At 37.7% G+C, this 13,361-nt stretch carries 11 protein-coding genes; 7 read left to right on the top strand and 4 right to left on the bottom strand.

Features of this window, described 5'->3' with window-relative positions; translation table 11 throughout:
- Nucleotide 1: 1 nt before the first annotated feature.
- The 5 genes from OQ267_RS04715 to htpG all read left to right on the top strand — a co-directional run bounded on the left by OQ267_RS04715 (nt 2) and on the right by htpG (nt 5,124).
- Nucleotides 2-1,312, top strand: a complete 1,311-nt coding sequence (locus tag OQ267_RS04715) for a TolC family protein (RefSeq protein ID WP_088302250.1) — start codon at nt 2-4, stop codon at nt 1,310-1,312.
- A gap of 33 nt (nt 1,313-1,345) precedes the next feature.
- A complete protein-coding gene (locus OQ267_RS04710; protein ID WP_265835073.1) occupies nt 1,346-1,558 on the top strand; it encodes a hypothetical protein in 213 nt (70 codons plus the stop codon).
- 125 nt (nt 1,559-1,683) lie between these two features.
- Nucleotides 1,684-2,547: an N-acetylglucosamine kinase gene (locus tag OQ267_RS04705; protein ID WP_265820327.1), complete on the top strand. Its 864-nt coding sequence runs from the start codon at nt 1,684-1,686 to the stop codon at nt 2,545-2,547.
- 117 nt (nt 2,548-2,664) lie between these two features.
- Nucleotides 2,665-3,057, top strand: coding sequence for a response regulator (locus tag OQ267_RS04700; protein ID WP_088302249.1), 393 nt, complete (start codon nt 2,665-2,667; stop codon nt 3,055-3,057).
- Nucleotides 3,058-3,237: 180 nt separating this feature from the next.
- Nucleotides 3,238-5,124: a molecular chaperone HtpG gene (gene htpG / locus OQ267_RS04695; protein ID WP_265835072.1), complete on the top strand. Its 1,887-nt coding sequence runs from the start codon at nt 3,238-3,240 to the stop codon at nt 5,122-5,124.
- 139 nt (nt 5,125-5,263) lie between these two features.
- On the opposite strand, the gene OQ267_RS04690 is transcribed toward htpG, so the two are convergent.
- The gene (locus tag OQ267_RS04690) at nt 5,264-5,752 is read right to left on the bottom strand and encodes a type I restriction enzyme HsdR N-terminal domain-containing protein (protein WP_088302248.1); all 489 of its coding nucleotides are present in this window, start codon (nt 5,750-5,752) and stop codon (nt 5,264-5,266) included.
- Between the two features lie 417 nt (nt 5,753-6,169).
- Between OQ267_RS04690 and OQ267_RS04685 the strand changes: the two genes are divergently transcribed.
- On the top strand, nt 6,170-6,910 hold the full coding sequence (locus OQ267_RS04685) for a LytR/AlgR family response regulator transcription factor (protein ID WP_088302246.1): 741 nt from the start codon (nt 6,170-6,172) through the stop codon (nt 6,908-6,910).
- 146 nt (nt 6,911-7,056) lie between these two features.
- Here OQ267_RS04685 and OQ267_RS04680 read toward each other — a convergent pair whose 3' ends face one another.
- Entirely contained in the window at nt 7,057-7,197 is a 141-nt protein-coding gene (locus OQ267_RS04680; protein WP_172406550.1) for a hypothetical protein, read from the bottom strand.
- Nucleotides 7,198-7,337: 140 nt separating this feature from the next.
- On the opposite strand from OQ267_RS04680, the gene OQ267_RS04675 reads away from it, so the two are divergent.
- Nucleotides 7,338-8,453, top strand: a complete 1,116-nt coding sequence (locus OQ267_RS04675) for a sensor histidine kinase (RefSeq protein WP_088302245.1) — start codon at nt 7,338-7,340, stop codon at nt 8,451-8,453.
- Here the strand turns inward: OQ267_RS04675 and OQ267_RS04670 are convergent.
- Nucleotides 8,443-11,241, bottom strand: coding sequence for a lantibiotic dehydratase (locus OQ267_RS04670; RefSeq protein WP_265835071.1), 2,799 nt, complete (start codon nt 11,239-11,241; stop codon nt 8,443-8,445). The two genes, OQ267_RS04675 and OQ267_RS04670, sit on opposite strands and share 11 nt — an antisense overlap.
- 118 nt (nt 11,242-11,359) lie before the next feature.
- Nucleotides 11,360-13,360, bottom strand: a complete 2,001-nt coding sequence (locus OQ267_RS04665) for an OmpA family protein (protein ID WP_265835070.1) — start codon at nt 13,358-13,360, stop codon at nt 11,360-11,362.
- Nucleotide 13,361 lies beyond the last annotated feature (1 nt).

Below are 13,361 nucleotides of genomic sequence, written 5' to 3'. Positions count from 1 at the left end.
GATGAGCATAAAGATCAAAACATTCATCATCCTTTTAAGCCTGTCAATTTCAGGATTTGCACAGGAAAAGCTCAGTTTGCAGGAAGCCATTACGGTTGCTTTGCAAAACAATTACGACATTAAAATCAGCAGGAATGATCTGTCTATTACCCGGAACAATGCCAATATTGGCAATGCAGGCATGTTGCCCAATGTAATCGGAACGTACAGCAATGGCGGAAGTATTCAGAATACCCGCCAAACTCCGGTTACCGGAGAAGACCGGGTTATCCGCGGTGCAAGAAGTACAAATAACGATTTGGGTGCAGATTTAAACTGGACCATTTTTGATGGTTTTACCATGTTCGCCAATTATGATCGTTTAAAAGAACTGCAAAAACAAGGAGAGGTAAACGCCAGACTTAATATTTTAACTACGGTTTCGGATGTAATTACCGCCTATTATGATGTTGTACGGCAGCAACAATTGCTGGTAGCAGCTGATAGTGCCATGGATGTTTCTGTTTTGCGAACCAATATCGCAAACACCAAACTGCAGCTGGGCCGGGGATCAAAGCTTGATGTTTTAACAGCACAGGTAGATTACAATACAGATACCTCCAGTTATCTGCAAATTAAAAATGCCTTACAGGTGGCTAAGGTTCGCCTAAACCAACTGATGGTGCGTGATATCAGCAGCCAGTTTTCTGTAGGGAATGAAATTGATGTCAATACCGGAATCCTCTTTAGCAAGCAGGCTGAAATTGCAGCAAAGCAAAATCCTGATTTACAGAATGCATTTATCAATCAGAAGATAGCATCATTAAATTTAAAGGCCATCCGTGGTGCAAGGTATCCGGCCATCAGTTTAAACTCAGGCTACAGCCGCACCAATAGTACCAGTCCGACAGGTTTTAACCAGAAGTTTGCCGCGAATGGCTTTACCTATGGTGTAACAGCCAGTTTAAATATCTTTAATGGTTTTTTACAACGCCAGAATGAGCGTAACGCGAAAATCAATATTGAGACGTCAAAGCTCAACTTTGAAAAAACGAAGCTTGATGTTAATTCCCAGTTATTAACGGCCTATCAAAACTACAGTACTTATCTGGATCTGATTAAGCTTGAACAACGAAACGTTGACCTGGCTAAAGAAAACTTAGATATTACCCTGGCTAAATATCGTTTAGGAAGCATTGCCCCGCTTGAATTGCGTGAGGCTCAACGCAATGCCATCGAAGCACAGAACCGGTTCATCGAAATGCAGTTTCAAGCCAAGTTAGCCGAAACGACACTAAAAGAAATTAGCGGAAATATTGATTTAGGAAATTAGTTTGCCATTTAGCTTCAATCGATGGAAAAGTAGATGAAAAATGGCTCAATTACTTTTAGAGGCCTGGCGGCTATGGATAGCCTAAAACTAATTGATTATGCATTTACTAAAAAACATAAAGGTTGGTATAGCAAAAATGGAGACTTTAAAACAGCAAGGATGAATACTTTAAGTGATTGTGAAATAAGAAGTGTGATTCGTTATATTAAAGACTTTGGCAGAGATATCCCAATGCCGACCCAATAATTTTAAGGTTTATCAGTATAAGAATCAAATAATATTAGGTAAACGGATATTGAATCAACCCTATTTAGAAGTAACGAAATTATTGCAAGTATAATATTCTCCAATTAATATTTATATTTATTGCCATGATACTTGTTGCAGATAGTGGCTCATCAAAAACAGATTGGATGGGTTATCTTAATGGCGAAACCATAAGATTTAATACCACTGGAATAAACCCCTATTTTTTGAGTGAACAGGAAATTTCGAAATTGATTTCGAAAAATGAAACTTTAATACAATATGCTGATCAGGTGAAAGAAATTTACTTTTTTGGTGCCGGTTGCTCCTCCCCTGATAAACATGAAGTGGTTTCCAACGGATTATCTGAAGTGTTTCAAAATGCCTTTATTTCCGTAGATCATGATTTGCTCGGGTCGGTATATGCCACCTGCGGCAATACAGAAGGCTTAAATTGCATCTTAGGTACGGGATCTAATATCTGCTATTTTGACGGCAAAAAGATTCATGATGGTCATCACGGTCTTGGTTACGTTTTAGGTGATGAAGGCTCTGGCACCTTCTTTGGCAAAAAAGTATTGCTGGCTTATTTATACAACAAAATGCCATCAGGTCTGGCTGCAGCATTCAAAAAAGCTTTCCCGGCAGATAAGGAGCAAATTATCACCAACGTATACCAAAAGCCTTTCCCTAATATTTACCTGGCCGGCTTCAGCCGTTTTATGGCCAGCCATAGCGACCATCCTTTTATCCAGAATATTTTAAAAACCGGATTCCAGGAATTTGTAGACTCCAACATTAAGGATTATCCGAAATACAGAGATGTTCCCTGCCATTTTGTGGGTTCCATAGCCTACTATTACCAGGATACCCTGATGGAGGTTTTAGCAGATAATGGAATCAAAGCGGGCAAAATATTGCAGAAACCCATAGAAGATCTCTTCCATTTCATCCTTCAGAAAGAAGGAATTGCACGCCAGGCAAGCTGATTTTTTTTAAAAAAACCCCTGACTGTATAAACTTATTGTTAAAATATTTTTAAGATTGTAAACTTAACAAGATACATTTTGTTATATTTTTAGCAGCAAATAAATGGATTAGAACATATGAAAAGAATACTGGTAGTAGATGATGACATTGAGGTTTTAGAAACCATACAATTAATACTGGAAATCGGCGGATTCAAAGTTTCGTCACTTAATGATGGTGAAGAGGTATTTAACCGCATTGAGAGTTTTAAACCAGATTTGATTTTGCTCGACATATCACTTGGCCATATTGATGGTCGTGTTTTATGTGAGCAGTTAAAATCCATCGAAAGTACCTCCAAAATTCCAATTCTGCTGATCTCAGGCCTTTATAATCCTGAAGATTTTACCACACTGAATTACGGCCAGGACGATTTCCTTTCGAAACCATTTCAAATGGATGTACTCCTGAAAAAAATCACCAAAATTCTTTCATTAGAAGAAGATAAACCTAGTTTTCACTTAAACTAAATCAATACTTCATATTATTTAAACCCAAAAAACCAACCGTTTTTTGGGTTTTTGTTTTAAGGCCATTTATCAGCATGTAAAACTTCATTGGCGGCACCTATTCAACTGTCATTTTGTCAATTAAATTCATTTGGAACAAGCATTGATATGCAGGTAGTAGATTAAACAATTTATTTACATATGAGCATTCAAGAAAAAGGAAACATCTCCATACACACCGAGAACATTTTCCCGATAATTAAAAAGTTTTTATACTCTGATAACGAGATTTTCCTCCGCGAGTTGGTTTCAAACGCTGTAGACGCGGTTCAGAAAATCAAAAGACTGGGTTCATTAGGTCAGTTTAACGGCGAGGTCGGACAGCCCTTGGTAAAAGTGGCTGTAGATAAAGAAGCTAAAACCATCACCATCAGTGATAATGGTTTGGGAATGACTGCCGAAGAAATTAAAAAATATATTAACCAGGTGGCATTTTCTGGCGCAAGTGAGTTTGTAGAGAAATTTAAAGATGCTAAAGATGCCAATGAAATCATCGGTAAATTTGGTTTAGGTTTTTACTCGGCATTTATGGTTGCTGATTTGGTAGAAATCCAAACCTTATCTTATCAGGATGGTGCAGAACCAGCCCGCTGGGTTTGTGATGGCAGCACAGAATTTGAGATAACCGAGGGCACCAAAACTACCCGGGGTACAGATATTATCCTTCATGTTAATAAAGATTCAGAAGAGTTTTTAGAAGAATCGAAATTACAGGAAATCCTGAATAAATATGCTAAATTCTTACCTGTTCCCATTCAGTTTGGTACGAAGACAGAATCTGTTGAAGATGGTGAAGATGAAGAAGGAAAGAAAAAATATAAAGATGTTGAAGTTGATAACATCATCAATACCACTAACCCGATCTGGACAAAAGCACCTGCAGATTTGTCAGATGAGGATTACTTAAACTTCTATCGCGAATTATATCCGTTTAGTGAAGAGCCCTTATTCTGGATTCACCTGAATGTTGATTATCCTTTTAATTTAACAGGCGTATTATACTTCCCGAAATTGAAAAACGATTTCGAAATGCAACGCAACAAAATCAAATTATATTCCCGCCAGGTATTCATTACCGATGAGGTGAAGGATATTGTTCCGGAGTTTTTAATGTTGCTTCATGGTGTAATTGACTCACCTGATATTCCGTTAAACGTATCACGCAGTTTCTTACAGGCAGATAGTAATGTGAAAAAAATCAACAACTACATTACTAAAAAAGTTGCTGATAAATTAGCCGAGTTATTTACAAAAGACCGTAAAGCTTTTGAAGATAAATGGAAAGATATTGGTTTGTTCGTTAAATACGGCATGATCAGTGAAGATAAATTCTATGATAAGGCAAAAGATTTTGCGTTGGTTGGCAACACTAAAAATGAACTTTTCACCTTAAATGAATACAAAGAAAAGGTTGCACCTCTGCAAACCGATAAAAACGGAACGGTAGTTTATCTGTACTCAAATGATGCAGCCAAACAAGATGCATTTATTCAATCGTCTAATAAGAAAGATTATGATGTTCTGGTATTAGATTCACCAATAGACAATCACTTTATTAACCAGATGGAGCAAAAACTGGAAAAAACATCGATCAAACGGGTAGATTCCAGTGTTGCGGATAAACTGATTGAAAAAGATGAAGTGAATGAACATGTATTATCTGAAGATCAGGTTAAAGAAGTAACAGCTATTTTTGAAAAGGCAATTACCAAACCAGGCATGCAGGTAGAGGTAATTGCATTAAATCCGGATGAGTTACCGGTAACGATTACGATGGATGAATTTATGCGACGCATGAAAGACATGGCGGCGATGGGTGGCGGAATGGGTTTCTATGGCCAGATGCCTGATAACTACAAGGTCGCCATTAATGGAAACCATAAATTGGTAAGTAAAATTCTGAAAGCTGAAGGCGAAGAACAAAGCAACCTGGCTAAACAGGCTGTAGATTTAGCTTTATTGGCTCAGGGTATGTTAACAGGTGCAGAATTAACCGCATTTGTGAGCAGAAGCGTAGCATTAATTTAAGCTTTATTCATGATTGATAAAGGGAGAAATCGGAAGGTTTCTCCCTTTTTATTTTTAGCCAGGCATAAAAAAAGTCCTGACTGATCAGGACCTCATGTTATAGAATTTTTCGGGAACTTTAAGGTATGCGTAAAAGTATTTAGCTGGCTACATTTTTTTGATCAACATTAAAGTAGTCTTTATGTTCTTCAATCATTTTGGCAATGGTTGCAGCTTTTGTATCAGTTAATTTAAATTCAAATAATGGCTCCTGGTTTTTCTTCGATCTCACCATTTTCTCTGTGTAAAAACGGTATACCAGGCCATTGGTTAAGAGGCCATATTTAGCTTTTGTTTTACGAAAATATTTCGACAAACGGGAATCATGAATATCCAGGCTGTCTTCATGGTGTTTACATTCTACCAAAATAGTTGGCTCACCATCTTTCATAATGGTATAATCAACTTTTTTACTTTTTTTTACACCAAAATCCATTACCGCTTCAGACTGAACTTCTGAAGGATCGAAGCCTAGTATTTGAATGAAAGGCATCACCAATGCATTTCGGGTTAAATCTTCTGTTTGAACTTGTGGGAGCATTTTTTTGATCCTGACAGCAAATTGCCCTATTTCGTCTTTAAGTTCCATGATGTGTATATATGTTTAGAGGTATCTTTATCAATAGCATTTTTAAATGCTTTAATCCTGTATTTGCCAGATTACTATATGCTTTGCTACCCTAAAACCCAGTGTTGTATGGCCTGTTTAAAATGATATTTTTAACAGGCTACACAAGCGCTTGGGCAGGCAGATGTTAGTTAATTAAAATGATGATCTTTTAAAGATCAGTCATCTCAATCATTTGTTTTTGGCAAACATCTTAAAGATTGGAAAAATATGATCAGCTGGATATTTTTTTACATGAACCTACCAGTTTATTACACGAAACCCGTAGATTTTTAGACGAAACCGATGTTACGTTTTTTTTAAGGGGGGAAGATAAATACAAGCCGTTTTTTATTTATCTTGCATTGAAATCATTACAGGCCATATTATATAACTATCATGAATCTAAAATGCGTTGTTATTGACGACGAACAACATGCAATTGAGGTCATTACCGATCATATCGCGGAAATGCCAGGCTTAACTATATTTAAGACATTTACCAGTCCTATTCAGGCATTAACAGAACTAAGTTTAAGTGACGATATAGACCTGTTATTTATGGATATTGACATGCCTGGTATCAATGGCCTGGAGTTAGCTAAAAACATCAGAGAAAAAGCAAAGTACCTGATTTTTACCACGGCGCATCCTGATTATGCGCTGCAGGCTTTTGATGTACAGTCAGATCAATACCTATTAAAGCCAATATCATTTGCAAAATTTGCCCTGGGCATTGACCGGATTCTTAAAAAAGAAGCAAATCACAGCAGAACGGCTAAAGAACCAGATCATGCCGCAGCTCTTTATATTAAAGGCGACCATAAATATGCTTTTTCCAATATTGCCATTGATGAAATACTTTACATCAAGGCATTACAGAATTATATACAGATCATTACCAGTACCGAAACCCATATTACTTACCTAACCTTAAAAGAGATCGATAAGGCTTTAGAACGACATCCGTTTATCCGGGTAAATAAATCAAATATTGTAGCCAAAGCCGCGATCAAAAAGGTAGATGGAAACATTATCCGCCTGATTAATAATGAAGTAATTCAAATAGGTGAAGGTTATAAAGAAGCCTTCTTTACCTATGTACAAAACAGCTTACTCAAATCAAACAGGAACCAGTAACGCAAATGAAATATTATTGCTATTCTGGTTTTCCGGTTAAATGGATAATTTCCGGTTTAAATTTATTCTTCAAGGGTGGCTCAGTACCTGATATGTAGCTGAATCAATGAAGCCTATTTAACCTTTCAAAGAAGGTAATGCCGATACTAGTTCGCTACAATAAAACTTGTGGCAATACTATGGCTCATATCACCGGTTGGATGAGTAGCAAAATTATCCTGAACTTTAACGGCTTTGTAAATGAAAACAGTTTTTTTTGTAATTTTAGAATGGCCTTGTGGTTTCATATTCGCTTTATTTAAGTTATGTTAAATGTTCTTATTATTTATGTAAAGGTGCAGGGTAAACTTCAGGGCAACCACTTTTTTACACAAAACCTTAATTTTAGCAGATAAAATCCATAATTTAATAGATTAACGAATCAAAAATGACCTCCTTTAACCTTAAAACCTATTATAAAAACTACAGACTTCACCTATTAATTTGGAGTATTTATATTTTTTATGATGTATTTATTTTAGGTTTTATATCCAAATTCCGGGAACCCGGAGTTTATGTTATCGTATATATCATCAACATTTTCACCTTTTATTTACAGGCACATCTCTTAAAGAAGATATTAAATGACAACAGCAACTCTGTTAAAATCATAAAAATCCTGTTGCTGGTTGTACTGGTGGTTTGCACGTATATCCTAACTACTCAAGTATTGGTAATAGCCTTTGAGAAACTTAAGTTTATAGACTCAAACGCGTTAAGCATTTTTGACAGAAGTTTTATTTTATCCTGTATTTACAGATCCTTGCTTTTTATTGGTTTTGCTACAGGCTATGTATACATCATTCAATCATTCGAAGACCAGAAAAAGGTTGAAAAATTAGAGCGGCAAAACTTAATCAGCCAGATCCAGAAGCAGAACCTGGAAAATGACCTGGTACAATCGCAGAATAATTTTTTGCGTAGTCAGATCAACCCCCACTTCCTGTTTAATACATTAAATTTTATTTACAATGATACCCGTAAGAAGGCTCCGCTGGCTGCAGATGCCATTATGAATTTATCAGAAATGATGCGTTATGCCTTAAAACAACCCGGAGCTTCAGAAATGGTACCTTTAAGTGAAGAGGTAGAGCAGATTAAACATTTAATCAATTTACATCAGTTACGCACGGCAAACAGCATCAATCTGTCCCTTGAAGTAAAAGGAGATTTATTTGGACTGCGGTTTCCACCGCTTATTCTGCTTACCCTTGTAGAAAATATTTTTAAACATGGAAATGTTTCCCACTCTACCCAACCCGCAGTGATTAAAATAGATTACAGCCTGAATACCTTAATGATCAGCACCATTAATATGATTAATGATGTGAGAGGCAAACATGAAAGCCATCATGTAGGCCTGGAGAATGTAGCCAACCGGTTAAAAAACTTCTATAAGGATGATTATGTTTTTAAACATTATACTGACCCCTTAAACCGCTATGTTACTGAAATATCCGTAAACGTGGTTAACCCAATGGCTAAACTGAACATTACCCGATAGCTTTACTTCGCTGCAGATCTTTTAATAAAAAATAATACATCACCATTTCATGCATGCGCTGGTTTTTACTAAAAAGGCGGTTGACATGCATATGCATTAAATCAGTAAAAAGTCTTATCCGCCGGTTTGACTCCGTTTTTTTTAACAGCGTAACCATCGATTGAACCATCTGCTGAAAACACAACTGCTGATCTTTGTCCAATGCTTCCCCCCCAGTACTTTTATAAGACTGATATTGCTGATTCAGTTGTTTAAAATCGGCCGCATCCAGCTGATGTTCCTCATTAAAGGCATCGGATGTTAGCCTGATCACCCTCCTCAGCTCATCCGTTTCAAAAACCTGCTGATGCGCCAACTGATTTATAATCGCTGCACATAACCTGTATTTACCAAAAGAATCAGCCTGGCTTGCCATAAGGCTCAGTACAAAGTTGCTGTCTGTACTAAAATGAGCTTCCACCGCTGCGATCAGATCGCTGCCATACCGGTCAATTTCGCGCTTATAGGCTTTAGCGTAAAAATCTGATACTAACCCGGCGATAACATAAGGTGAGAGCATATCGGCAAAAGCAGCGCTTAGTTTCTGACCATCTGCCGCACGAAAAAGATTTACCCGGAACCTTAAATGATTCCCATTTTCATTATAGCGGATAAAAAACCAGGCGTTAATTTCACCTTGGTGCAGCTGCAAAAAAGGATCAATAACCTGAAGAAGGATTTCATCGGCGCGATGCTGATGACAAAACAACTCAAAATACAACCATTCCTGACCAGGCAGAAAAATATGCTGGACAGGTATGTCGCTATTTGCATTTAATGCTGACATACCCTGATAAACCAGCTCATTATGGGTAAAACTAAGCATAAACTGAGCGAGGTAAGGCTTAGCTGTTTCATTTACCACTATATTATGCTTTGGTAAGATTACTTCTTCCAGGTAAATGTTGTTATGCTTTTGCATCAGTTGCATGAAGGCCTGCAAATCCTCATCAACGGATAAACTGAAGCACAGCGTCTGATCTGATAAACCGGTTTTAAAATATGCTGAAACGCCTATACCCGTTAGATAATCCCGGCATGCACTTACAGTAAGCTGGACTTTTTCAGGAAAAAGCTTTTTCTTTTCTATCCGCCATTTTTGGGTATTCAATAGGATATTCTGATACTGTAACCTAGGATAGTAATCCAGATCAGGGAAAATATTTTCTAAAGGAAGTGATAAACTGCTTTGGATTCCCTGATGTTGTACATCGCAAAGCAACCTGAACACGGAAAGATCTGACCTGGTATAATTATATGCTGAAGCCATCCGCGGCATCAAACGTTTGTTTAAGGATTTAGACCTAAGGATAACCTGGTTATTCCTTACTGAAATCAGAATATCACTCAACTGAAGCGGATTTGCTGATGTATCAAAATTAAGGATAGATAATTGATGATCATAAACCAGTTTTCGCCTGTTAATATTATCTACATTGGCCTCTACCATATAAGCCACATCAAAAAACAACACATCAGGATTTGCCTTTTTCTCTATTGCTGAAATCTCTTTACAAAAATGTTCTACGGACTGACTTGCCATGGTAAAGCGACCGGTTAATGCATTTGCGGTTACCCCACCGATCTGGTCGATGATAATTTGTTCGTCCGCAATATGCATCAACATGCTGAATGAGTTTGGCAAAACGGCTGGTTTTTCAATCCGATTCAGGTCAAGTTCATTCAGGAAAACAGTTTTTCCACGTTCAAAACTTTCCAGGGAAAGTGCCTTTTTTAATCTTGCCTTTAAATCATCAGTGGTTTTATTATTCCGCTGTTTACTGTTTAAATGTACCATAAGATCATCGCCATCACTACTTTGTTCCAGTTCATCATAACCAATACCCATTTCCGGATCAAGGGCCACCAGGAGTGAAACTTCACGTTGCTCAAACTTTTTCTTAAACTGCTGAATAAAGGTTTTTAAAGCGGCTTTTTCTTCCTTTGGTATAATTTGCTGCAATAACATGAGCATATTAGGAATAAACTTTAAAAGATTCCTGTGTATGCCTCCGGCATTAACCTTACGTTCTGCAATCAGGTATTGGGGTATATTTTCGGTTACTTCCAGGCTGAGTCTTTTAAAATAATCCTCACCAATGATATTGGGATCATGTTCAGCAAAAAGAAGCTGCAGGTCGTGCATATCCTTTAGCAAACCAAGCAACTCTGGTACACGCGCTGCATCCGGCTGAAGTTGATCAACCAGATCTTTAACCTGAACAGGCACTAAACAGGCATTCAGGATCTGTATAATGAAATCGTCTCGATCAATTTCGGCGAGTTCAAAAACGCCTTCCGCACAGGAAATATACCTGATGCCGTTTAAAGTTTCATAAAAGCTGCTGTTGCTCAACAGCCATCCATTTTGTTTAATTGTGTCTTCGAAGTCAAGACTGAGCTGATTGCGGTAAGGCCAGTCGATAAGGCGATGAACAGTTTGTTTATCGGTTATCTGCAAATTGTCTGCCTCATTTTTGATGGCATCATTTAAAATGCTGAAACTTGCAAAGGTGCCATATGGCGTAGAGCGGTATTTCGCCCTGTTAAAATATTTCCATATGGTAAAATAAATTCTGGGTGGCAACGTCTCTAAATCTTTGACTTCTATATCTTTTATTGTTTCATAAAAATCGGCTGATGAGACGGAGATCGCATTTTTCAATTCTGCCCAGCAAGCCTGTAAACCGGCTTGGTAAGAAAAAACAGGGGTTCTGAAAACAATTGTCGGGTGAAGATGGAGTTTCATAAAATAGTATAGACAGCGAAAAATACAAAGATTAATGAGAAATCAGCGAGTATTAAAACTAAAAAAGCCACTTACATATCAATGAAAGTGGCCATCAACGGGTTAAATGAGATAGCGTTTATTTTTTAGTTACCTTGAACTCCGTTCTTCGGTTCTTGGCTCGTCCATCCGGGTTATCTTTCTTTCTCCTTCCCCGGCCGATTTCATTTGGTGCAATTGGCGTGGTTTCTCCATAACCTTTGGAAGTCATTCTGGTGGAGGAAATTCCTTTGCTCACCAGATAATCGACACAGGATTGTGCCCGTTTATTTGATAAATCAAGGTTGTATTCTTCTGTACCTACATTGTCGGTATGCGATCCCAGTTCTATTTCCATTGCAGGGTTATCTTCCATCACCGGAATAAGGTAATCAAGTACCTTTTTAGATGGCTCCGTTAATGCTGAACTGTCAAATTCATAGTAGATATTTTCCAGCGCAATTGGAATACCGATTTTGAAAGGGCTCAGGCAATAATCCTTATTGATCAGGGTATCGGCTTTTGCCAGTTCCTCATAAGGATAGTTTTTTGTGATCGAAAAATAATCTTCCTTGGCAAATGATAATTTTACCGGCCGCCTGGAATCTGCTTTAAAATGATATTTTCCATCGGCACCGGTTATTGCCTTTTGTGTTCCTTCTGCATTGGTAAAAATTACCGTTGCATTAGCCATAGGTAAACCCGTTTTACAGTCGGTTAACAGGCCGCTTACTGAAATAAATTCCTTTTTAACTTCAAATACTTCCAAACAGCAGGACGATTCGCGATCCGAGCTGATGTATCCCCTCGTGCCATCAGCATCAATAGCAGTGAAATATAAATCGTCTTTTGATGAATTGAACGGATAACCCATATTTTTAGGTTCAGACCAGGAAATGAGGTCACCATCCGACTCAAAAAAATCTAACCCGCCTAATCCAATTCTGCCATCCGTACTGAAAATCAATTTTTTAGAGGAGGGATTATAATAAGGTGCACGCTCGTCATCTTCTGTGTTAATGGTTGGACCCAGGTTAACCGGCTGCCCCAAAGATCCGTCGCTGCGAATGGCACAGTACCACAGATCTAATTTGCCATAACCACCGGTACGATCGGATGAGAAAAGCAGAAAATGACCATCTTTGGTGACAAACGGCTGTAGTGAATTAAAATCCTTACTGTTTACTTCCAGGCCTACCGGTTGTGGATCTGACCATTTATTGTCATCTTTTCTGGAAGAATAAATGGAATACCGCTCCTTTTCTCTCCATGCCGTAAAATAAACTGTATTTCCATCAGGTGAAAAACTTGCCGCAGCAACTTCCATCTCTCTTGGTAAATTAATCCCCATCATTCTCACTGAAATTTCGCTGGATGACAACTCGTTTTTAGTGGTATAAAGGGTATTCAAAAATGGATTGGCCTTGGTTGAAACCTGTACCTCACCTGTTTCGGTTTTTACCATGTCGCGCTTGCCTGCTACATTGATGGGCCTTGAGGAGGTAAAATAAAAATTTTGATTAATATTTACCGGAGCATAATTAGAGCCTAACCCATTAACGTTTGCAGGCATCTTTTTAACCTGAACCATCTTCGGGAACCGCATTTCTTCAATTGCAAATTTACAGGACGCAATTTCTTTATGCGCATCTTTAACCAAAATATCGTTGGGATTTTTGCTGATAAATGATTCAAAAGCTGCAATTGCCGGGTTGAACTTTTTGTTTGCCCTTAAGCTTTCTGCATAATAAAAAAGTGCTTTTCTATACCGGGTATTGGTAAAGGTAATGGCAATAGCATAGTATTTCTCAGCCTCGGCAAATTCGCGGTACATCCGGCTTGATTCTGCCAAATTATAAATTGATCCTTCATAATCTTCAATCACTTTTTCATCTGATGTACCCTTGCGTTCTTTTCCATAAGGCAGAATGGCCTGAGTACTATCACCTGTAATTCTCAATGCCTTTTTATAAAAAGTAGATGCCGCATAATAATCCTTATTTTCAAAATAGGTATCTGCAACCCTTTTGTAATTTACAACATACTGCGCTTTAGCTAAACCCCCAACTGCCAATAATAAAAACAATAATATTTTTCTCATT

It is taken from the genome of Pedobacter sp. MR22-3 (assembly GCF_026240075.1).
Taxonomy (GTDB): Bacteria; Bacteroidota; Bacteroidia; order Sphingobacteriales; family Sphingobacteriaceae; genus Pedobacter.
The sequence above is the reverse complement of the archived record's forward strand: the minus strand, read 5'-3'. Positions and strand labels throughout refer to the sequence as shown.